A 21645-nucleotide genomic window follows, 5' to 3' on the forward strand; every position below is an offset into this window, starting at 1 on the left:
GGGGCGGCCCAGTCCTGCAACGTTGCCAAAAGTTTAGGTCCGGACGAAGCGATTTCTGCGATGTACCCGCCGGCGTGGCATCCCGGCCATGAAGAAACCAGAATGGTATTGTGAGAAGCAGACTGGATCGCCACTTGCAGGGCGAGTCCCAAGTCTCCAAAGACAAGCGCTAGCAACCGCCGAGCAAACAAGAAGGCCAGTCGATCCATGCGGAAATCCCTGCTGTTCCCCCTGGGCGCGCTCTCTGGAGCGTGTCTGACCCTTCTGGTAGCCAGCCCGCACGGTGGTGTATGGGCGGCGCGGGCAGCAGCGAGCGCGGATGACGCCTATTCCCAGCTCAACCTGTTCGGCACGGTGTTCGAGCGCGTCAAGGCCAGCTATGTCGAGAAGCCGGACAATGCCAAGCTGATCGAAGGCGCGATCACGGGCATGGTAACCTCGCTCGATCCGCACTCGCGCTACATGAACGCGAAGGCCTGGACCGAGATGCAGGAGACCACCTCCGGCGAGTTCGGCGGCCTCGGCATCGAGGTCACCATGGAGGACGGCCTCGTCAAGGTCGTCTCGCCGATCGACGATACGCCCGCCTCGAAGGCCGGCTTGATGTCCGGCGACCTCATCAGCAAGATCGACGGCGAGGCCGTGCAGGGCCTGACGCTCGAGCAGGCCGTCAACAAGATGAAGGGCCCGGTCGACACCAAGACCAAGCTCACCATCGTGCGCAAGGGCGCTGACGCCCCGCTCGACGTCGCGATCACGCGCGAGATCATCCATGTGCGCCCGGTGCGCTTCCACGTCGAGAACGGCGACATCGGCTATATCCGCGTCACCTCGTTCAACGAGCAGACCACCGACGGCCTGAAGAAGGCGATCGCCGCGATCTCCAAGCAGGTCCCGCAGGAGAAGCTCACCGGCTACGTGATGGACCTGCGCAACAATCCGGGCGGTCTGCTCGACCAGGCCGTGTCGGTGTCGAGCGCCTTCCTTCAGCGCGGCGAGGTCGTCTCGACCCGCGGCCGCAATCCGGAGGAGACCCAGCGCTTCACCGCGCATGGCGGCGACCTGACCAGGGGCAAGCCGCTGGTGGTCCTGGTCAATGGCGGCTCGGCTTCGGCTTCCGAGATCGTGGCCGGCGCGCTGCACGATCACAAGCGGGCGACCATCATCGGCACGCGCTCGTTCGGCAAGGGCTCGGTGCAGACAATCATTCCGCTCGGCGCCGGCAACGGCGCGCTGGCGCTGACCACGGCGCGCTACTACACGCCGTCGGGCCGTTCGATCCAGGCCCAGGGCATTGCTCCCGACATCGAGATCCTGCAGGACGTGCCGCCGGAACTGAAGGGCCGCATGGACACCATGGCGGAGTCCCAGATGCGCGGGCATCTCGCGGCCGGCGAGGGTGGCGAGCAGACCGGATCGCAGTCCTACGTTCCGCCGAAGGAGGAGGACGACAAGGCCCTGCACGCGGCCTTCGACTTCCTGCACGGCGTCACAGCCAATGCGGTTGCGGCCAAGCCCGCGCCCAAGGCGGCGGTGCCGAACTAGGCCTTGTGATTCCAGACAATCGCCCGGGAGCGGATGACCGCTCCCGGGCGATTTCGTTTTGGGATGCCCGTTTCAGATCGGATAGGCCTAACCCGCCTCGCGGCGGCGGCTCGCATGACCGTCGCGCTGGGCGAGCCGGCTGCGATGCAGCGCGAACAGCTCCAGCACCTTGTCCGCGGGCTTCGCGGCGCTGAACAGATAGCCCTGCATCTCCGAACAGCCGAGCGCGCGGAGCAGGCGCTGCTGCTCCTCGGTCTCGACGCCCTCGGCCGTGGTGGTCATGCGGCGCGCGGCCGCCAGATTGACGACGGCCTGGACAATGCTGGCGGAGCCGTCGGGGCCGGCGATGTCGTCGACGAAGCAGCGGTCGATCTTGATCTTGTCGAACGGGAAACGGTGCAGATAGCTCAGCGAGGAGTAGCCGGTGCCGAAATCGTCGAGCGCGATGCGCACGCCGATGGCACGGAGCTGGTGCAGGATCGCCAGCGCAGTGTCGTCGTCACGGATCAGCACCGCCTCGGTGATCTCGAGCTCGAGCCGGCTCGCCGGCAGGTTGGAAGCGGCGAGCGCTGCCATGATCTTCAAGGCCAGCGTGCCGCTCTTGAACTGTACCGGCGAGACGTTGACGGCGAGGCGGATGTCGTCGGGCCAGCCCGCCGCGTCACGGCATGCGGTCGCCAGCACCCATTCGCCGATCTCGTTGATCAGGCCGGTATCCTCGGCGATCGGGATGAACTCGGCCGGCGAGATCATGCCGCGCTCCGGATGGCGCCAGCGCACCAGAGCCTCGCAGCCGGTGATGCGATCGTCCTTCAGGCTGAGGCAGGGTTGGTAATGGACCTCGAGACCGCCAGCGCGCCCCTCCTGGGCGATGGCGTGGCGCAGGTCGCTCTCGATCTGCCGGCGCTCGCGCACCTTGGCATCCATTTCCGGCTCGAAGAACCGGTAGGTGCGGCGTCCGGCGGACTTGGCGGCATACATCGCCATGTCCGCGTTCTTGAGAATCTGGTCGAGCGCCGTGCCGTGTTCCGGCGCGAGCGCGATGCCGACGCTGGCATCGGTGGTGAGATGATGGCCCATGCAATCGAACGGCGCGCGGATGGCCGCGAAGATCTGCGCGACGAGCTCGTCGACCTGGTCCCGCGACGTCACCGCGCTCTGGACGATGGCGAATTCGTCGCCGCCGAGCCGCGCCACGAAATACGCCGGGCCGGCACAGCGGCGCAGGCTCGCGGCAACCGATTTCAACAGCTCGTCGCCGACGAGATGGCCGAGCGCGTCGTTGACGCCCTTGAACTCGTCGATGTCGATGTAATGCACCGCGATCTGTTCGTCGTGGCCGACAGCTGCCAGCTCTTCGCGCAGATGCTCGTGGAACATGGTGCGGTTGGGCAGATCGGTCAGCGCGTCGTAATGGGCGAGGTGGGTGATGCGCTCCTCGATGCGCCGGCGCTCGGTGATGTCCTCATGCGTCGCTACCCAGCCGCCGTCCGCGAGCGGCTCGTTGAGGACGTGGATCGAACGGCCGTCGGCGGTTTCGACCACCATCGAGTTGCGCACATGGACGTCGCGCAGCACGCGGGCAACGTAGTCGCCGGTGTTGCCGGTGAACGAGCCGGTCGCCTTGCGATGGGCGATGATGTCGTGGAAGCTGGAGCCGGGCTTCACCACGTCGGCCGACAGGCCGTACATTTCGATGTAGCGCTGGTTGCAGACCACGAGCCGCTGCTCGGCGTCGAACAGCAGCAGGCCCTGGGTCATGTTGTTGACGGCACGGTCGAGACGCAGCTTCTCCAGCGTCAGCCGTTCGCGGGAGGCGCGATGCTGCTCCAGCAGCTTGCGCACGATCGCGATCAGCACGCCCGCGATGGCGAGCGTGGAGGCGCCCGCGACCGAGATCAGCATGCCGATCTGCTCGCGCCAGTCCGTCAGGGCGGAGGCGCGCGTCGTGGTGGCCATCATCAGGATCGGGAAGTGGGGCAGGGCGCGCGAGGAGATCAGCCGGTCTTCGCCGTCGACGGGGCTCATGAATCGTCCGGCGAAGTGATCAAGGCCGAAGACTCTCTGCTGTTCGAACGAACCGGTCTTGAAATTCCGCCCCATCAATTCGCTGGAATGAGGGTAGCGGGCGAGCAGCGTGCCGTCGCGATGCAGCATCGAGATCGTCGCGCCTTCGCCGAGCACGACGGAGGCGAAGAATTTCTCGAAATTGGCGGGATCGATGCCGCGTCCCACGGCACCGAGGAACTCGCCGTTCGGCCCGACGATCCTGCGCACGATCAGGACGGTCCAGGCAGCCGAAATGCGGCTATGCAACGGCTCGATCAGGACATCGGGCGAATTGGGATCGTACTTGAAGGTGCGAAAATAGGCGCGATCGGCAACGTTCACCTTCGGAGCCGGCCATGTCGATGACGAGTTGATCAGATTGCCTTCGGCATCGACGATGTTGACGTCGCCGATGTAGGGCATGGCATCGATCTTCGAGCGCAACATCCGGTGGACGTCCTGGCCGGAGAAGCGCTTGCGAAAGTCCTCCCTGGCCGCGATTCCGGTCGTGCGGACCTGATCGACGAAGTCCTTCTGGATGACCGCGAAATCCTGCAATTGCTGATCGAAATGGTGGGCGAGCAGCAGCACGGTGTTTTCGAGTTCGCGGCTGGAGTTGCGCAACGCCCGCTCGCGGAAATTCTGCGCCATCAGGACCGAGCCTATGGCGATGGCCGCGATCAGCAGGGCGCCGCCGACCACCAGCCAGCGGATCGGTCCGCTGCGCACGAAGGCGTGGTCAAAGAGGCGGCCGCCGATTCTCGTCATCATGCTGGATCATTGCCGTGCACACGTCAGGATCAATTCTTGACCCCGATAACATCCGTTGGTTTACGGGAACGGTGTGGAGGCAAAGTTAGGAAGTGCGGTTAACTCTGGGTGAACGGCCGCGCACAAAAGCAATCGATCGGCGCGAGAGGTGGCGGTTCGTCGAAGCAAGCGCGCTTCAGGCGCGGTAATGGCCGGACTTGCCGCCGAGCTTCTCGACCAGATGGATGCCCTCGATGCGCACGCCGCGCTCGACCGCCTTGATCATGTCGTAGATGGTGAGGCAGGCGACCGAGACGGCCGTGAGGGCTTCCATCTCGACGCCGGTCGGGCCCGTGACCTTCACGCTGGCGCGAACGAGGCAGCCCGGCAATTTCGCGTCGGGTTCGATGTCGAGCGTGACTTTCGACAGCGCCAGCGGATGACAGAGCGGGATCAATTCCGAGGTGCGCTTGGCGGCCATGATGCCGGCGATGCGGGCGGTGCCGAGCACGTCGCCCTTCTTGGCGTTGCCGGATACGATCAGGTCGAGCGTCGCCCTGGTCATGACGACGCGGCCTTCCGCGACCGCAAGCCGCTCGGTCGCGGGCTTGTCCGAGACGTCGACCATCCGCGCCTCACCGGAGGCGCCGATATGGGTGAGGGCCGGGACGGTCTTCTTGGAGGGCTTGCGCGCCATGTCAGCGCGTGCCCGTCGCACGCGCCGTCGTCTCGCGCGCGAGCAGCGTGCGCGTCGCCGCGGTGACGTCGGCCTGTCGCATCAAGCTCTCGCCGACCAGGAAGGTCGACATGCCGACGTGCTCGAGCCGGGCGAGATCGGCAGGCGTGAAGATGCCGCTCTCGCCGACCATCAGCCGCTCCTTGGGGATCAGCGGTGCCAGCATTTCGCTGGTCGCGAGCGTGGTCTCGAAGGTGCGAAGATTGCGGTTGTTGACGCCGATCATCGGCGAGCGGAGCTTGAGCGCGCGCTCGAGCTCGGCGCGTTCGTGGATCTCGATCAGCACGTCCATGCCGTAGGCGATTGCGGTGTCTTCGAGATCTTTGGCGGTGGCATCATCGAGCGCGGCCATGATGATCAGGATGCAGTCGGCGCCGTGCGCGCGCGCTTCCGCCACCTGGTAGGTGTCGAACATGAAATCCTTGCGCAGCACCGGCAATGACGTCGCCGCGCGCGCAGCCACCATGAAGTCCAGATGGCCCTGGAACGAGGGCGTGTCGGTCAGCACGGACAGGCAGGCCGCGCCGCCGGCTTCATAGGCTTTGGCGAGCTGGGGCGGATCGAAATCGGCGCGGATCAGTCCTTTCGACGGCGAGGCTTTCTTCACCTCCGCGATCAGCGCGTAGTCGCCATTGGCGTGCTTGGCCTTGATCGCGCGCACGAAGCCGCGCGGCGCGGCCTGCGCCTTGGCCTTCGCCTCGACGGCCGACAGCGGCTGCGCGCGCTTGGCGGCGGCGATCTCTTCGCGCTTGTAGGCTTCGATCTTGGTGAGGATGTCCGACATGTCAGGCTCAGCCGTTCGAGACCGCGATCAGGTGCTTCAGCTTCGCGTTGGCCGCGCCGCTGTCGATCGAACGGGCGCCGATCGCGACGCCCTCCTTGAGGTCCTTGGCGCGGCCGGCCACGACCAGCGCGGCGGCGGCGTTCATCAGCGCGACGTCGCGGTAGGCGCTCGGCTTGCCGTCGAGCACGCTCTGCAAGGCGATTGCATTGGCGTCGGCGTCACCGCCCTTGAGCGCGCCGGCCTCGCAACGCGGCAGGTCGGCGTCCTCTGGCGTCACCTCGAAATTCCGGATCTCGCCATTGTGGAGCGCGGAGACGAAGGTCGGGCCGGTGAGGGTGATCTCGTCGAGGCCGTCGGAGCCGTGCACCACCCAGGCGGATTCGGAGCCGAGGTTCTTCAGCACCTGGGCCAGCGGCTGGACCCATTGCCGCGAGAACACACCGACCATCTGCCGCTTCACGCCGGCCGGGTTGGACAGGGGGCCGAGCAGGTTGAAGATCGTGCGCGTCGCGAGCTCGACCCGGGTCGGACCGACGTTCTTCATGGCCGGGTGATGGGCGGGAGCGAACATGAAGCCGATGCCGCATTCGCGCACGCAGTGGCCGACCTGCTCGGGCCTGAGGTCGATCTTCACGCCGAGCGAGGCCAGCACGTCGGCTGCGCCCGAGCGCGACGACAGCGCGCGGTTGCCGTGCTTGGCCACCGGCACGCCGGCACCCGAGACGATGAAGGAGGCGCAGGTCGAGACGTTGACCGAGCCGGAGCCGTCGCCACCGGTGCCGACGATGTCGACGGCTTCAGGCGGAGCCGTGACGGTCAGCATCTTGGAACGCATCGCCGCGACAGCGCCGGTGATCTCGTCCACGGTTTCGCCGCGCACCCGCAGCGCCATCAACAGGCCGCCCATCTGCGAGGGCGTGGCTTCGCCCGACATCATGGCGTCGAAGGCGGAAGCCGCTTCGTCACGCGACAGGCTGGCGCCGGTCGCCACTTTTCCAATGATCGATTTCAGGTCGTCCATCGCGTGCTTTCAACTTACTGCTGGTTCGCGCCGGTCACCTGCGCGAAGGCGGCCTGATTAATGGTGGTCCCGATGTCGGTTTCGAGCCTGTTGACGTAGGAGGCAACCTGCTCCTCGGTCTGGGCACGGTCGAGGCTTTCCTTCAGCTTCTTGACCGCCTCGGAGGCGGGGTCGACTGCGGGATCGACAATGTCGGTGACACGGAAGACGATCACTTCGGTGCCGCCGGTCACCGGCGTCTGCCCGACGCCATCCTTGGCGGTGCGGAAGACGGCCGCGACGACCGCTGCGGGCACGCTGGCGGGCGTGTCGTCGCGCTTGAAGCCGGTCGCGGTCTCGACCTTGGCGCCGATCGCTGCGGCCTCATCCGCGAGCTTGCCGCCCGCTTCGAGCTTCTGCACCATCTCGGTCGCCTTGGCCTTGAGCTTGGCGGCGATCTGGTCCTGGCGCCAGCGCGCCTCGACCTGGTCGCGGACCTCGTCGAGATTGCGGTCGCGCGAGGGCGTGATGGCGAGCACGTCGTACCAGACATAGCCGCCCTTGAACGAGATCGAGTCGTTGTCGACGCCGACATCGCTGTTGAAGGCCTGCGACACCACGTCGAGTCCCTGCGGAATGTCGGCGACCGGCTGACCGTTCGGGGCGCGGCCGGAACGATCGACCGCGTCGATGGTCACGGCGGTGAGGCCGAGCTTCTGCGCCGCGTCGATCACGCTGGCGCCGCCGCCGCGCTCGTCTTCCATCTTGTCGCGGAGATCGGCGACTTTGACGCGCGCGCGCTCGGTCGCGATCTCGCGCTTGATGTCGCCGACGGCGCTGGCGAAGTCCGCCTCCTTGCCCGGCTCGATCTTGTCGACCTTGACGATGGACGTGCCGAGCGCGCCCTGGATCGGCTGGCTGATCTCGCCGGCGGGAAGCGCAAAGGCGGCTTCGCCGACCGCAGCATCCAGCGAAGATTTGGTCACAAGTCCGAGATCGACGTCAGAGGCGCTCAGCCCGCGCTCCTTGCCGAGATATTCGAACGACATGCCACCGACGAGACGCTCCCGGGCGGTCTGGGCTTCGGCAGCGTTGGGGAAGACGATCTGCTGGATCTGGCGCTTCTCCGGCGTGCTGAGCCGGTCCTTGCGCTGCTCGAACACCTTCCTGGCGTCCTCGTCCGACACCTCGCTCCACTTGCCGATCTCTTCCGGCGAGACCACGACGAAGGAGATCTTGCGGTACTCGGGCGCGCGGAACTGGGCCTTGTGGTCTTCGAAATAGGCCGCGAGCGCCTCGGGCGAGGGCGCGTCGATCTGGCCGGCCTGGGCGGTATCGAGCCTGACGAAATCAATGGCGCGCTGCTCGTTCTGGAACCGCGTCAGTGCGTCGATCATTGCCTTCGGCGGCTTGAGGCCTGCCCCGATTGTGCCGGTGATCTGCCGGCGCAGCGAAACCTTGCGCTGCTCGGCGACATAGCGCTGCTCGGTATAGCCGAAATTGCGGATCACGGCCTGGAAGCGGTTCGCATCGAAATTGCCGCCGACGCCCTTGAAGTTGGGGTCGTTCATGATGACCTGGCGGATCTGGTCGTCGGACTGGCCGAGCCCGAGCCGGCGCGCCTCTTCGTCGAGGGCGGCTTCGGCGATCGTCTGCTGCAGCACCTGGCGGTCGAGGCCGAAGGCACGCGCCTGGTCGGGCGTCAGCGGACGGCCGAACTGGCGGCTGATCTGTTGCAGGCGGTCCGTGTAGATCTGGCGGAACTCGTTCAGCGAAATCTCGGTGCTGCCGACCTTGGCCACCGTGGACTGCCCGAAGCCCTTGAAGATGTCGGCGATCCCCCAAACGCCGAAACTGATGATCAACACACCCATCACCATGGCCATGATGGTCTTGCCGAGCCAGTTTGATGAGGCCTTGCGCATTCCTCGAAGCATTTGGTCCAACTTGTTTGAGCAGGAGGGGAACGGGAGCGCGTCTTAATGCAGATTCAGCAAAAGCGCGTCACAAAATTGATCAATCATCATAAAGTGGCGGCTTTCCCCCCGCAACCTCGGGTCCGGCGACCGTTTGCGGCTGCGGTTAAAGGTCTCTGGTCTCTGGAACTGCCGCAGGTCCTCTGCTAGCGCATGCGCAAACCTCATTTTGCTGGAAATTGACATGACCGACGCCATCCGCCCCCTGATCGCCGGCAATTGGAAAATGAACGGCCTGAAGGCCCAGGCTGCCGAGTTCGACGCCATGCTCGACCGGGCGGCCGAGGCGACCGGCAAGGCCGATCTGCTGGTCTGTCCGCCCGCGACCCTGATTGCCGCCTTCGCCGACAAGGCGCGTGGCAAGAAGGTCGCGGTGGGGGCCCAGGATTGCCATCCCAAGGCCTCCGGTGCCCACACTGGCGATATCAACGCCGAAATGCTGGTGGACGCGGGGGCGAGCGCCGTCATCGTCGGCCATTCCGAGCGCCGCGCCGACCATTGCGAGGACGATGCCCTGATCCGGCAGAAGGCCGAGGCCGCCTGGCGCGCCGGGGCTACGGCGATCGTCTGCATCGGCGAGACCCAAGCCCAGCGCGACGCCGGCCAGACCCTGGAGATCCTCCGCGGGCAGCTCGCCGGCTCCCTGCCTGAGAGCTCGACGGCCGCGAATCTCGTCGTGGCTTATGAGCCGGTCTGGGCGATCGGCACTGGGCTCACCCCCACGGCCCAGGATGTCGAGCAAATTCATGGGTTTATCCGGGAGCTTCTGACCTCCCGGTTCAAGGCCGATGGTGCCAGGATGCGCATCCTCTACGGCGGCTCGGTCAAGCCCTCGAATGCGGCCGAGCTGATGGCGGTCAAGAACGTCAATGGCGCGCTGGTCGGCGGCGCCAGCCTGAAGGCGGTCGATTTCCTTGCGATTGCGAAGGGCTGCCCCTAGCTAAACCCTACGGCGCCGCCGGGGCTGATCGGGGGTGGCAATGGTCGGTCTGATCGTGTAACACCGCGCAACTTCAGGAAAACCCGCGAAGCGCGATCGGCCGCCGTCAGGCGCCGCCCGCTTGTGACGGAAGGATACTATGCAGACCGTTGTCATCGTCATCCATCTCATGATCGTCGCCGTCATGATCGGCGCTGTCCTGCTCCAGAAGTCGGAAGGCGGCGGCCTCGGCATGGGCGGCGGCGCAGGCTTCATGTCGAGCCGCGGCACCGCCAACCTCTTGACGCGGACCACCGCGATCCTCGCCGCGGGCTTCTTCCTCACCAGCATGTTCCTGTCCTGGCATGCGGGCTACAGCCGCGCGCCGTCCTCGATCATCGGCACGCCGGCGTCGCAGGGCCAGCCGGCCGGCGGATCGCCGATCGCGCCGCCGACGTCGGGCGGCATCCTGGATTCGCTGAAGAAGGCCGACGAGCAGCAACAGGCGCCGGCTCCGAGCGGCCCGCAGGTGCCTCGCTCGCAATAAAGCAGGGGCGCCATGCAGGGCGGTGGCTACCGTCCTGCATCAACAATCCCCATCAAGGCACTGTCACCACTCTTAGTTTTGGCTCACCCACAGGCCCGCAAAATCTTTGGGGCGGAATACGAATCGCTTTGGCGAATCGAATTTTGGGGATTAGAGGTTAAGTCCCATGGCGCGGTACATATTCATCACCGGCGGCGTGGTTTCTTCGCTCGGCAAGGGTCTGGCTTCAGCGGCACTCGGTGCACTGTTGCAAGCCCGGGGCTACAAGGTCCGCCTCCGTAAGCTCGACCCCTATCTCAACCTCGATCCCGGAACGATGTCGCCGTATCAGCACGGCGAAGTGTTCGTGACCGATGACGGCGCGGAGACCGATCTCGATCTCGGTCACTACGAGCGCTTTACCGGCCGTCCCGCGACCAAGCAGGACAACATCACCACGGGGCGAATCTACCAGGACATCATCTCCAAGGAGCGCCGCGGCGATTATCTCGGCGCGACCATCCAGGTGGTTCCGCACGTCACCAACGCCATCAAGGAATTCGTCCTCTCCGGCAACGACGATTACGACTTCGTGCTGGTCGAGATCGGCGGCACCGTCGGCGACATCGAGGGCCTGCCGTTCTTCGAGGCGATCCGCCAGCTCAAGAACGAACTGCCGCGCGATCACGCCATCTACATCCACCTCACGCTGCTGCCTTACATTCCGAGCGCCGGCGAGTTGAAGACCAAGCCGACGCAGCACTCCGTGAAGGAGTTGCGCTCGATCGGCATCCAGCCGGACATCCTGCTCTGCCGCACCGACCGCGAGATTCCGAAGGAAGAGCGTCGCAAGCTGGGGCTGTTCTGCAACGTGCGTGAAAGCGCCGTGATCGAGGCGCGCGACGCCGACAGCATCTACGCCGTGCCCGAGGCCTATCACGCGGCGGGCCTCGACGACGAAGTGCTCGCCGCCTTCGGCATCGAATCGCGCATCCCGCCGGTGCTCAAGAGCTGGCACCAGATCAACGAACGCATCCGCAATCCCGAGGGCGATGTCACCATCGCCATCGTCGGCAAGTACACCGGCATGAAGGATGCGTATAAGTCGCTGATCGAGGCGCTGTCGCATGGCGGCATCGCCAACAAGGTCAAGGTCAATCTCGACTGGATCGAGAGCGAGATCTTCGAGAAGGAAGATCCCGCGCCGTTCCTCGAGCACGTCAACGGAATTCTCGTGCCCGGCGGCTTCGGCCAGCGCGGTGCGGAAGGCAAGATCCGCGCGGCGCAGTTCGCGCGCGAGCGCGACGTGCCGTATTTCGGCATCTGCTTCGGCATGCAGATGGCGGTGATCGAGGCGGCGCGAAACCTCGTCGGCATCGAGGAAGCCAACTCCACCGAGTTCGGCCCTACCAAGGAGCCGCTGGTCGGCCTGATGACGGAATGGCTGCGTGGCAACGAGCTCGAAAAGCGCTCGAATGCCGGCGATCTCGGCGGCACGATGCGGCTTGGCGCTTATCCCGCAGCCCTCAACCGCGGCAGCCGCGTCTCGCAGGTCTATGGCGGCGCCACCGAGATATCCGAGCGCCACCGCCACCGCTACGAGGTCAACACCGCCTACAAGGACCGCCTCGAGCAGCACGGGCTCAAATTCTCGGGCCTGTCGCCCGACGGCGTGCTGCCTGAGATCGTCGAATACGAGGACCATCCCTGGTTCATCGGCGTCCAGTTCCACCCCGAACTGAAGTCGCGGCCGTTCGAGCCGCACCCGCTGTTTGCCTCGTTCATCCAGGCGGCGATGGTGCAGAGCCGGCTGGTGTAGTCGGCGCGGCCGCCTTTGACCGGCGCGCAATTTGTTGCGACAATTCCCCCGCCGCAAGAACAACAATGCATGGAGTGAACTCCGATGATCTACGAAATGCGCGTCTATCGCTGCTTGCCCGGCCGGCTGCCGGCGCTCTTGAAGCGGTTCGAGACCGCCACGCTGAAAATCTGGGAGAAGCACGGCATCAGGCAGGCCGGCTTCTTCACGACGCTGATCGGTGACTCCAACCAGGAGCTGACCTATTTCCTGGCCTGGGACTCGCTCGCCGAGCGCGAGAAGAAGTGGGCTGCGTTCATGGCCGATCCGGACTGGATGAAAGCCCGCGCCGAGAGCGAAGCCGACGGCCAGATCGTCGGCAACATCGTCAGCCAGATCCTGACGCCGACCGCGTTCTCCTCGGTCAAGTAGCAGCTCCTGCGAGGGAGGCGCCGGGGAGCCCCGGCGCAACCCTGATATTCAAGCAGTCCCGGGCGAATAGGGTTGATCCGACCCCGATCGCGGCTATGGTCGCGCCGAAACGAGGGATTGGCCTTGAGCTCTTCGCATTCGGCGGCGCCAGTCGTCACCATTGGCACGGTCAAGTTCGGCAATGATCTGCCGATCTCGATCATTGCCGGACCTTGCCAGCTCGAAAGCCGTCAGCATGCGCTTGAGGTGGCTTCCGCGCTGAAGGAGATCGCCGCGCGGCTGAAGATCGGCCTCGTCTACAAGACCTCCTTCGACAAGGCCAACCGCACCAGCGCGTCCGCTGCGCGCGGACTGGGCCTCGCGCAGTCGCTGCCGATCTTCGCCGAGATCCGCGCCTCGCTCGGCCTGCCTGTCCTGACCGACGTGCACGATGCCGCGCAATGCGCCGAGGTGGCGCAGGCGGTGGACGTGTTGCAGATCCCTGCCTTCCTGTGCCGGCAGACCGATCTGCTGCTCGCTGCCGCCGCGACCGGCAAGGTCGTCAATGTCAAGAAGGGGCAGTTCCTGGCGCCTTGGGACATGACCAATGTGGTGAGCAAGATCACCGGCGCGAACAATCCCAACGTGCTCGTCACCGAACGCGGCGTCTCCTTCGGCTACAACACGCTGGTTTCCGACATGCGCGCGCTGCCGATCCTGGCGCGCACCACCGGCGCGCCCGTGATCTTCGATGCCACCCATTCGGTGCAGCAGCCGGGCGGGAAGGGGGCTTCCTCGGGCGGCGAGCGTGAGTTCGTGCCGGTGCTCGCGCGTGCGGCCGTCGCGGTCGGCGTCGCCGGCGTCTTCATCGAGACCCATCCCGACCCGGACCGTGCGCCCTCGGACGGTCCCAACATGGTGCCGCTGCGCGAGTTCGAGGGGCTGATCGCAAGGCTGATGGCGTTCGACGCGCTGGCAAAGAACTCGCGCTGATGCAGAAGAGCGAGGCGCAGCCGCACGATCACGGCTTGCCGACAGCGCTCTACGTCATCTCAGGCGCGAGCTTTGCCGCAGCCTTGTCGGCGCGCGCGCTCGACCCGGTGCTGCCGCATGTCGCCGAGGATTTCGGCGTCAGCATCGCCACCGCCGCAGGCTTTGCCGCGGTGTTCGCCTTCACCTTCTCGATCATCCAGCCGATCGTTGGCGCCGCCGCCGATCTGTTCGGCAAAACCCGGCTGATGATCGGCTGCCTCGCGCTGCTCGGCCTCGCCAACATCCTGGGCGCATTCTCGACCTCGTTCTCGGTTCTGTTTGCGACCCGCATCCTCGCCGGCATCGGCTCCGGCGGCGTGTTTCCGGTGGCGCTGAGCCTGACCAGCGATCTCGTCGGGCCCGAGAAACGCCAGGTCGCGATCAGCCGAACGCTGGCCGGCGCCATGACCGGCAATTTGCTCGGCGCCTCGGCCTCCGGCCTGATCGGCGATTTTCTCGGCTGGCGCGGCGTGCTCGCGGTGCTCGGCGTGCTCGTGATCGTGGCGTCGATCGCCGTCGCTGCCGGCTTTCGCGGCGCCAAGGTTAAGCACCCGCCGAAGACGAGCCTGTCGGCGCTGAAGGCCGGCTATCGCACCATCTTCACCAATCCGAACGCCTATGTCTGCTATTCGGCGGTGTTCATCGAAGGCTGCTGCGTGCTCGGCCTGTTTCCCTATATCGCCTCGTTCCTGTTCGAGCAGGGGCAGACCTCGCTCTCGATCGCCGGCATGGTCATCGCGGGCTTTGCGGTCGGCGGCCTGTTCTACACGCTGACGGTGTCGCGCCTGCTGCCGTGGCTCGGCGTCAAGGGCATGATGATCGCGGGCATGACGCTGGTCGCCTCGCAGCTCGTCGCCGTCGCCTTCGGCCCGCGCTGGGAAGTGCAGGCGCTGAATCTCATCGTGATGGGCTGGGGCTTCTACATCGCCCATGGCTGCCTGCAGGTGTTCGCCAGCGAGCTCTCGGTGGAGGCACGCGCCACCGCGCTGTCGCTGCACTCGTTCTTCTTTTTCATGGGACAGACGGTCGGACCGCTCGCCTACGGCCTCGGGCTCCAGCATGGCGGCAAGATGCCGACCCTGTTCGCGAGCGCTGCGATCATGGTGGTGCTGGGCTTCGTCTGCGCCCGGCTGCTGAAGCAGCGGGCCCCCGGGGATGCGCGCTGAGCTCCAGTCGATACATTATGCGGGCGTGGACCCCCACCACGACACCGTCGGCTCCGTATACATGGCACACGAATTGCTTTTATTCTGGGCAAATCGAGGTGCGAGATCGTGGACGCCCAGCCCAACCGTTTGCCCGGCGCAGCCGGCGCGACCCGGACGACCGGATATTCCACCAAGCCGCCACTGCGGCGTTTCCTGACCGATTGCCACGCCGAATTCAGGGCCGACAATACCGGTGAGCTCGCCGACTACATCCCCGAGCTGAAGCGCGCCAACCCTGACCATTTCGGGATCGCGCTCGTCACGATCGACGGGCACATCTATGAGGTCGGCGACAGCGACGCGCCGTTCACGATCCAGTCGGTCTCGAAAGCCTTCGTCTTTGCGCTGGCGCTGGAGACGGTTGGTGAAGAGCGCGTCGCGGCCACCATCGGGGTGGAGCCGAGCGGCGAGGCTTTCAACTCGATCCGGCTCACCAACGACAATCGTCCCTTCAACCCCATGGTCAATGCCGGCGCGATCGCCTGCTCGGGTCTGATCTACGAGGTGGATGGGAAGGGGGCCTTCGAGCGTGTCCGCTCGAAGCTCAGCGCGTTCGCCGGCCGCGAGCTCGGCGTCGACGATGCCGTCCATGCCTCGGAGACGGCAACCGGCAACCGCAACCGCGCCATTGCCTGGCTGCTGCGGAATTACGCGGTGCTGCCGGATGACGTCGACGCCGTGCTCGACGTCTATTTCCGCCAATGCGCCATCCTGGTGACCGCGCGCGACCTCGCGGTGATGGCGGCAACGCTGGCCAACCGTGGCATCAATTCCGTAACGGGAGTCCAGGTGATCACGCCGCACATCGTCGCCCGCACGCTGTCGGTGATGACGAGTTCGGGCATGTACGATTATGCCGGCGAGTGGACCTATCGCGTCGGCATTCCCGCCAAGAGCGGTGTCGGCGGCGGCATTGTCGCCGCGCTGCCTTCGCAACTGGGGCTCGGCACCTTCTCGCCGCTGCTGGACAATCACTTCAACAGCGTGCGCGGTCTCAAGGTCTGTGAAGCGCTGTCGGCGCGGTTCGACCTGCACATGCTCAACCGCAACGCCGACGTCCGCACCAGCATCATGGCGGACTACGACGTCTACGGCATCTCCTCGCGCCGCAGCCGCCAGCCGCGCGAGCAGCAGATCCTCGACGAACGCCACAGCGACATCCGCGTGCTCGAACTGGTCGGGGCGATGAATTTCGGCACCATCGACTACCTGACGCGACGGCTCACCAGCGAGCCGCCAAACGCGCCCCTGCTGATCATCGATTTTCGCCGTGTCCCCGACATCACCGCAGCCGGCGCGGAACTTCTTGGCGAGACACTGACCGCACTCGGCGGTGCCGGCGTCACCGCGATTCTGTCCGGCTTCGAGGAGACTTCTGCGGTATGGGCGGCGATCGCCGCACGCACGGCCGAGCCGCGCCGGCTGCGGCGCTTCACGCTGCTGGACGACGCCATCGAATGGGCCGAGGATCAGGTCATCTACCGCTTCGGCGGCTTCACCGACGTGAAGGAGAGCGCGCATCTCGGCGAGCAGGCGCTGCTCGCGGAACTCGATGCGGAGGAGATCGCGGCGATCGTCAAGCTCTCGACCACGCGGCACTACGCGGCCGGCCAGCGTATTGTCGCCGCCGGCGAGGTGGCCAATTCGCTGTTCTTCCTCCAAAGCGGGATGGTGAGCGTCAAGCTGCGGAGCGGCGTACGCCTCGCCTCTCTCGGCCCGGGCATGGAGTTCGGGGAAATGGCGATCCTGGGGCAGGGCCGCAGCGCCGACGTTTTGGCCGACACCCCCGTCACCTGCCTCGAGTTGCCGCTCGACAGCTTTGCCGACTATCGCCGGCTGCACCCGGAAACGTCGCTGAAGATCATGCGCAACCTCGCTGCGATCCTGGCGCGGCGACTCGTTCTCGCGAATGCGAAGGTCGACCTGCTCAGCGCCTATTGAGGCAGGGAGCGTGTCATTGAACGATTGAGGGTGGCTTTGCGCTTGCCAAGTTCCCCCATTGTGAAACAATGAATTTGGGGCGGTTGGCTCCCAATGCAATTTCAGGGAGAGCCGCTTGAGTGAACCGCTCCATCCCGCCGCCCCCCATCACCTACCTTCCTTCATCACCGCGCCTGGGGACACCGACGTCCTGCTGGTCGTCGTTGGCATCGTGCTGATCGGCGCCGTTCTCGCGGTCGGGAATTTCTATTTGCACCTGCACACGATGCCGGAGCGGATGGCCCACAAGTCACAGAAGTTCCAATTTGAGATCGTGGCCGTGCGGGGCTGTTGGCGCTGTTCACGCACAACCATCTGTTCTGGGTGATCGGCTTGTTCCTCGCCATGATCGATCTGCCGGACTTCAGCACGCCGCTACGCAAGATTGCCGGATCGGTCGAGAAGATGGCGGGCGTCGCGCCTGAGCAGGATCCGACAGAGCCGCCGAACGACGCTGCTGCCGCGCAAACTTCTGCGGCCGGCGATGCCAAGCTGGGGAGCGCCAAGAGCGAGGTGGCCGGCCATGCTTGAGCTGCTTCTCTTGAGCTGCTGCCGGTTTGATGGACACCGAGATTGGGTGTTTCATGAAGCCGGAGGTGGTCATGCAGAGACGGAAGTTCAGTCGAGAGTTCAAGGTCGAGGCGGTCAAGCTTGTCAGGGAACGAGGGGTGTCGGTGGCGCAAGCCGGCCGCGACCTGGGGGTTCATGAGAACGTGCTGCGCAAATGGGTGAAGGAGTTCGGCTCCGATCCCGTTCAGGCCTTCCCCGGCCACGGGCAAATGAAGCCTGAGCAATTGGAGATCGAGCGGCTGCGGCGCGAGGTCACCAAGCTGAAGGCGGAGCGGGACATCCTAAAAAAGGCCGCTGCCTACTTCGCGAAGGAAGCGACATGAAGTTCGGCTTCATCGCGAAGCACCGGACCATCTGGCCGGTGGCATGGCTATGCGAAGCAATGGGCGTATCGCGGTCGGGCTTCCATGCCTGGCTGAACCGATCGCCCAGCGCCAGATCCCGAAGCGACGAGACGGTAGGCCAGAGGGTCAAGGCGAGCTTCGTTGCCAGCGACCGGACCTATGGCGCACGGCGCGTCTGGAGAGACCTTCTGGCAGACGGCGTCGACTGCGGCCTGCATCGAATCGAGCGGCTGATGCGCCTGCAGGCCTTGCGGGCGAGACCAAGGCGCCGGCGCCTGCCGAAGGACGAAGGCGACCGGCAGATAGCGAACGTGCCGGCGAACCTTCTGGATCGTCAGTTTGTGGCTGAGCGGCCGAACCAGAAGTGGATCGCCGACTTCACCTACATCTGGACCGCCGAGGGCTGGCTCTACGTGTCGGCCGTGATCGACCTGTTCTCGCGCCGTGTGGTCGGCTGGTCGATGAGCTCTAGTATGACAGCGCAATTGGTTGCCGATGCCCTGTTGATGGCAGTCTGGCGCCGCGGCAACCCGGATGCTTTGATGCATCATTCCGATCGCGGCAGCCAATACGTCAGCGAACAGTTCCAGCGCCTGATGGCCGACAGCGGGATCGTTTGCAGCATGAGCCGATCCGGCAATGTGTGGGACAACGCGGCGATGGAGAGCTTCTTCTCGTCGTTGAAGACCGAGCGCACCGAGCGCAAGACCTATCGCACCAGGAACGAGGCAAGAGCAGATGTGTTCGACTACATCGAGCGGTTCTATAACGCCGTCCGGCGTCATTCGACCATCGGCTATCTCAGCCCCGTTGAGTTCGAGCGTAAGGTGAGATTAGCTTAACCTGGTGTCCATCAAACCGGCAGCAGCTCATCTGCTCGCTCCTGACGATATTTCCCGACTACCTCTACCGCCGCTATCGGCAGGGGAAGCGCATCGGGCACGAAATCACGCTGTATTCGGTCTGGTTCGAGCTGCGATTTGGCATCATCGCCTGCCTGATGCTGACAGTCTCTCTGATCACGATGATCTTCTATTTTCATCCGTCGACCTCGTCGGCGACGCTGTACTATCGGACTGTTCCCATCGTCTCCGAAGTTACAGGCCGGGTCGCGGAGGTTCATGTCGATGTCAGCGCGGACGTGAAGCAAGGTGATGTACTTTTCAGACTCGACAGCGCCAAGCAGCAAGCCGCGCTCCTGACCGCGAAGCGCAAGATCGCCGAAGTCGATGCCGCCATGCTGGCGGCGCAAGCCGATGTCATGAAGGCGGACGGCCAGCTTCAGGAGGCAAAGGGCTCGCTGCAGCAGGCGCAGGACGAGCTTGATACCAAAACTGAATTGCAGAAGCGAAATCCAGGAATCGTTCCGCAACGCGACATCGAAAAGCTCGGTGTCGCCGTTGCAGGTCGCCAGGGCGCTCTCGACGCCGCGACCGCTTCCAGGCAATCCGCGTTGACTCGACTGAGCGCTCTGCTCCCGGCGGAAAAGGCGAGCGCAGAGGCGGCGCTGGCCGAAGCCCAGGTCGATCTTGACAAGACGTTCATTCGCGCGGGCGTTGACGGACGGGTCGAGCAGTTCGGACTGAGGCCGGGCGATATTGTCAATCCAATGATACGTTCGGCCGGTGTTCTAATTCCGGAAGAGGCAGGACGGCGTGCTCTGATGGCAGGATTTGGGCAGATCGAGGCTCAAGTCCTGAAGGTCGGAATGGTCGCCGAAGCCACCTGCATCTCCAGGCCGTGGACGATCATCCCGATGGTGGTGACAGGCGTGCAAGACTACATCGCGGCGGGCCAGTTCAGGGGCGGCGAACAACTGATCGAGGCGCAGCAGGTCGCGCGTCCGGGCACCATTCTTGTCTTCATGGAGCCGATCTACAAGGGCGGGCTGGAGGGCGTGACGCCCGGCAGCAGTTGTGTCGCCAACGCCTATACCAGCAATCACGACCTGATCTCGTCCGGGAAAGTCGGCTCGTTGAAGAGCTTCGCATTGCATGTCGTCGATGCGACCGGACTTGTTCACGCCATGCTGTTGCGGATCCAGGCCCTGCTGCTGCCGATCCAGACGCTGGTGCTGAGCGGGCATTGATCTGCCCGCGAGCCGTCGAAAATCAACCCCGCCCACGATAGGGCGCGACGCCTTGCTCCGGCACCCACAGGCCCTTCGGTACGCTGCCGGTCTGCCAGAACACGTCGATCGGAATGCCGCCGCGCGGATACCAGTAGCCGCCGATGCGCAGCCATTTCGGCTTGATCTCGCTGGCGATGCGCTTGCCGATCATGACGGTGCAATCCTCGTGGAAGGCGCCGTGATTGCGGAAACTCGCGATGTAGAGCTTGAGCGATTTCGACTCCAGCAGCCAGGGGCCGGGCGCGTAGTCGATCATCAGATGCGCGAAATCCGGCTGGCCCGTGACCGGGCAGAGCGAGGTGAATTCCGGCACGGTGAACCGGACCAGATAGTCGGTCCCGGCTTGCGGGTTGGGCACGCGGTCGAGCTTCGCCTTCTCCGGCGTATCGGGCCATTCCACGGCGCGGCCGAGCTGCAAAGAAGGTGAGTTGTTCGTTTTGCTGGGCTTTTTCGACATGAGGCCGCCTCCGTCTGGCCCTCTTAGCCAATCATCGGGCGGCCGTCACCCGGCCTTTTCCACTTCGATGCATTGCGGTAGAAGCACCGCCAACTGCCCCCTTTGTTTCCGGAAAAGAGGCCCTCATGACCGCCATCATCGACATCATCGGACGCGAAATCCTCGATAGCCGCGGCAATCCCACCGTCGAGGTCGATGTCGTGCTGGAAGACGGCGCGCTCGGCCGGGCCGCGGTGCCGTCGGGCGCCTCCACCGGCGCCCATGAAGCCGTGGAACTGCGCGACGGCGACAAGGCCCGCTATCTCGGCAAGGGCGTCACCAAGGCGGTCGGCGCCGTCAATGGCGAGATCTTCGAGGCGCTCAGCGGCCTCGATGCCGAGCAGCAGGCCCAGATCGACCAGATCATGATCGACCTCGACGGCACCGCGAACAAGAGCCGGCTCGGGGCCAACGCCATCCTCGGCGTCTCGCTCGCCTGCGCCAAGGCGGCGGCGAACTCGCTCGACATGCCGCTCTATCGCTACGTCGGCGGCACCTCGGCGCGCCTCCTGCCGGTGCCGATGATGAACATCATCAATGGCGGCGTGCACGCCGACAACCCGATAGACTTCCAGGAGTTCATGATCCTGCCCGTCGGCGCGTCCTCCTTCGCCGAAGGCCTGCGCTATGGCGCCGAAGTCTTCCACACGCTGAAGTCGGAGCTGAAGAAGGCCGGCCACAACACCAATGTCGGCGACGAGGGCGGCTTTGCCCCGAACCTGCCGTCGGCCGACGCCGCGCTCGACTTCGTGATGAACGCGATCGGCAAGGCCGGCTTCAAGGCGGGCACCGACATCGTGCTCGGCCTCGACTGCGCCTCGACCGAGTTCTTCAAGGACGGCAAATACGTCTATGAAGGCGAGGGCAAGACCCGGTCGATCTCCGAGCAGGCCAAGTATCTCGCAGACCTCGTCTCGCGCTATCCGATCGTCACCATCGAGGACGGCATGTCGGAGGACGACATGGACGGCTGGAAGGAGATCACCGATCTGATCGGCAAGACGTGCCAGCTCGTCGGCGACGATCTCTTCGTCACGAACGTCAAGCGTCTCGCCGACGGCATCAAGGCGGGCCGTGCCAACTCGATCCTGATCAAGGTCAACCAGATCGGCACGCTGACCGAGACGCTCGCCGCCGTCGAGATGGCGCACAAGGCCGGCTACACTTCGGTGATGTCGCACCGCTCCGGCGAAACCGAGGATTCCACCATCGCCGACCTCGCGGTCGCCACCAATTGCGGTCAGATCAAGACCGGCTCCCTTGCACGTTCCGATCGCACCGCCAAATACAACCAGCTCCTGCGCATCGAGCAGCAGCTCGGCAAGCAGGCGCTGTACGGCGGCAGGGCGGCACTGAAGGCGCTGGCATAAGCCAGCGCTTCGACTCGCGA

17 protein-coding genes and 1 pseudogene are annotated in these 21645 nt (G+C 65.0%); 12 read left to right on the forward strand and 6 right to left on the reverse strand.

The genetic code is table 11. The features are described from left to right. The first annotated feature begins 207 nt into the window (after positions 1-207). Complete coding sequence (locus tag IVB24_RS20460; RefSeq protein ID WP_094977731.1) at positions 208-1545, forward strand: S41 family peptidase; 1338 nt, start codon at positions 208-210, stop codon at positions 1543-1545. Between the two features lie 87 nt (positions 1546-1632). Here IVB24_RS20460 and IVB24_RS20465 read toward each other — a convergent pair whose 3' ends face one another. The 5 genes from IVB24_RS20465 to IVB24_RS20485 form a co-directional block, all read right to left on the reverse strand. Continuing rightward, positions 1633-4365, reverse strand: a complete 2733-nt coding sequence (locus tag IVB24_RS20465) for an EAL domain-containing protein (RefSeq protein WP_247768328.1) — start codon at positions 4363-4365, stop codon at positions 1633-1635. Between the two features lie 175 nt (positions 4366-4540). Beyond that, a complete protein-coding gene (gene moaC, locus IVB24_RS20470) occupies positions 4541-5041 on the reverse strand; it encodes a cyclic pyranopterin monophosphate synthase MoaC (RefSeq protein WP_166469236.1) in 501 nt (166 codons plus the stop codon). A 1-nt stretch (position 5042) separates the two neighbouring features. Beyond that, entirely contained in the window at positions 5043-5864 is an 822-nt protein-coding gene (gene trpC, locus IVB24_RS20475; RefSeq protein ID WP_094977734.1) for an indole-3-glycerol phosphate synthase TrpC, read from the reverse strand. 7 nt (positions 5865-5871) lie between these two features. Continuing rightward, positions 5872-6885, reverse strand: a complete 1014-nt coding sequence (trpD, locus tag IVB24_RS20480; protein ID WP_247768330.1) for an anthranilate phosphoribosyltransferase — start codon at positions 6883-6885, stop codon at positions 5872-5874. Positions 6886-6899: 14 nt separating this feature from the next. Continuing rightward, positions 6900-8801, reverse strand: a complete 1902-nt coding sequence (locus IVB24_RS20485) for a SurA N-terminal domain-containing protein (RefSeq protein WP_247768332.1) — start codon at positions 8799-8801, stop codon at positions 6900-6902. A gap of 223 nt (positions 8802-9024) precedes the next feature. On the opposite strand from IVB24_RS20485, the gene tpiA reads away from it, so the two are divergent. The 10 genes and pseudogenes from tpiA to IVB24_RS20535 all read left to right on the forward strand — a co-directional run bounded on the left by tpiA (position 9025) and on the right by IVB24_RS20535 (position 19717). Then, complete coding sequence (tpiA, locus tag IVB24_RS20490) at positions 9025-9780, forward strand: triose-phosphate isomerase (protein WP_247768334.1); 756 nt, start codon at positions 9025-9027, stop codon at positions 9778-9780. Positions 9781-9919: 139 nt separating this feature from the next. Further along, entirely contained in the window at positions 9920-10306 is a 387-nt protein-coding gene (gene secG, locus IVB24_RS20495; protein WP_018320274.1) for a preprotein translocase subunit SecG, read from the forward strand. Between the two features lie 166 nt (positions 10307-10472). Beyond that, a complete protein-coding gene (locus IVB24_RS20500; protein ID WP_166475200.1) occupies positions 10473-12104 on the forward strand; it encodes a CTP synthase in 1632 nt (543 codons plus the stop codon). 84 nt (positions 12105-12188) lie between these two features. Then, complete coding sequence (locus IVB24_RS20505) at positions 12189-12515, forward strand: NIPSNAP family protein (RefSeq protein ID WP_247768336.1); 327 nt, start codon at positions 12189-12191, stop codon at positions 12513-12515. Between the two features lie 123 nt (positions 12516-12638). After that, entirely contained in the window at positions 12639-13487 is an 849-nt protein-coding gene (gene kdsA / locus IVB24_RS20510) for a 3-deoxy-8-phosphooctulonate synthase (RefSeq protein WP_247768337.1), read from the forward strand. Next, entirely contained in the window at positions 13487-14692 is a 1206-nt protein-coding gene (locus tag IVB24_RS20515; protein ID WP_247768339.1) for an MFS transporter, read from the forward strand. The genes kdsA and IVB24_RS20515 overlap by 1 nt, the downstream gene beginning before the upstream one ends. Before the next feature lie 108 nt (positions 14693-14800). Further along, positions 14801-16675 carry a glutaminase A gene (gene glsA, locus IVB24_RS20520; RefSeq protein WP_247768340.1) on the forward strand — a complete coding sequence of 625 codons (1875 nt, stop codon included), beginning with the start codon at positions 14801-14803 and terminating at the stop codon, positions 16673-16675. A 115-nt stretch (positions 16676-16790) separates the two neighbouring features. Further along, positions 16791-17245 (forward strand): annotated as a pseudogene (locus IVB24_RS20525) (hypothetical protein). Positions 17246-17316: 71 nt separating this feature from the next. After that, a protein-coding gene (locus IVB24_RS20530) for an IS3 family transposase (RefSeq protein ID WP_247768341.1) occupies positions 17317-18470 on the forward strand; the annotation gives its coding sequence in 2 pieces (ribosomal slippage) (positions 17317-17566 and positions 17566-18470; 1155 coding nt in all). Further along, positions 18461-19717 carry a biotin/lipoyl-binding protein gene (locus IVB24_RS20535; RefSeq protein WP_346771380.1) on the forward strand — a complete coding sequence of 419 codons (1257 nt, stop codon included), beginning with the start codon at positions 18461-18463 and terminating at the stop codon, positions 19715-19717. The genes IVB24_RS20530 and IVB24_RS20535 overlap by 10 nt, the downstream gene beginning before the upstream one ends. Before the next feature lie 22 nt (positions 19718-19739). Here the strand turns inward: IVB24_RS20535 and queF are convergent, their stop codons facing one another. After that, entirely contained in the window at positions 19740-20216 is a 477-nt protein-coding gene (gene queF / locus IVB24_RS20540; protein ID WP_140479895.1) for a preQ(1) synthase, read from the reverse strand. A gap of 125 nt (positions 20217-20341) precedes the next feature. Here queF and eno point away from each other — a divergent pair, with 125 nt between their 5' ends. Further along, entirely contained in the window at positions 20342-21625 is a 1284-nt protein-coding gene (eno, locus tag IVB24_RS20545; protein WP_140479894.1) for a phosphopyruvate hydratase, read from the forward strand. Positions 21626-21645 lie beyond the last annotated feature (20 nt).

The organism is Bradyrhizobium sp. 192 (assembly GCF_023100965.1).
Lineage (GTDB): Bacteria > Pseudomonadota > Alphaproteobacteria > Rhizobiales > Xanthobacteraceae > Bradyrhizobium > Bradyrhizobium symbiodeficiens.

Excerpts from the sequence above, each read along its gene's own strand:
- IVB24_RS20460 (WP_094977731.1), top strand. The coding sequence starts at position 208 with ATGCGGAAATCCCTGCTGTTCCCCCTGGGCGCGCTCTCTGGAGCGTGT.
- IVB24_RS20465 (WP_247768328.1), bottom strand. The coding sequence starts at position 4,365 with ATGATGACGAGAATCGGCGGCCGCCTCTTTGACCACGCCTTCGTGCGC.
- moaC (WP_166469236.1), bottom strand. The coding sequence starts at position 5,041 with ATGGCGCGCAAGCCCTCCAAGAAGACCGTCCCGGCCCTCACCCATATC.
- trpC (WP_094977734.1), bottom strand. The coding sequence starts at position 5,864 with ATGTCGGACATCCTCACCAAGATCGAAGCCTACAAGCGCGAAGAGATC.
- trpD (WP_247768330.1), bottom strand. The coding sequence starts at position 6,885 with ATGGACGACCTGAAATCGATCATTGGAAAAGTGGCGACCGGCGCCAGC.
- IVB24_RS20485 (WP_247768332.1), bottom strand. The coding sequence starts at position 8,801 with ATGCTTCGAGGAATGCGCAAGGCCTCATCAAACTGGCTCGGCAAGACC.
- tpiA (WP_247768334.1), top strand. The coding sequence starts at position 9,025 with ATGACCGACGCCATCCGCCCCCTGATCGCCGGCAATTGGAAAATGAAC.
- secG (WP_018320274.1), top strand. The coding sequence starts at position 9,920 with ATGCAGACCGTTGTCATCGTCATCCATCTCATGATCGTCGCCGTCATG.
- IVB24_RS20500 (WP_166475200.1), top strand. The coding sequence starts at position 10,473 with ATGGCGCGGTACATATTCATCACCGGCGGCGTGGTTTCTTCGCTCGGC.
- IVB24_RS20505 (WP_247768336.1), top strand. The coding sequence starts at position 12,189 with ATGATCTACGAAATGCGCGTCTATCGCTGCTTGCCCGGCCGGCTGCCG.
- IVB24_RS20515 (WP_247768339.1), top strand. The coding sequence starts at position 13,487 with ATGCAGAAGAGCGAGGCGCAGCCGCACGATCACGGCTTGCCGACAGCG.
- queF (WP_140479895.1), bottom strand. The coding sequence starts at position 20,216 with ATGTCGAAAAAGCCCAGCAAAACGAACAACTCACCTTCTTTGCAGCTC.
- eno (WP_140479894.1), top strand. The coding sequence starts at position 20,342 with ATGACCGCCATCATCGACATCATCGGACGCGAAATCCTCGATAGCCGC.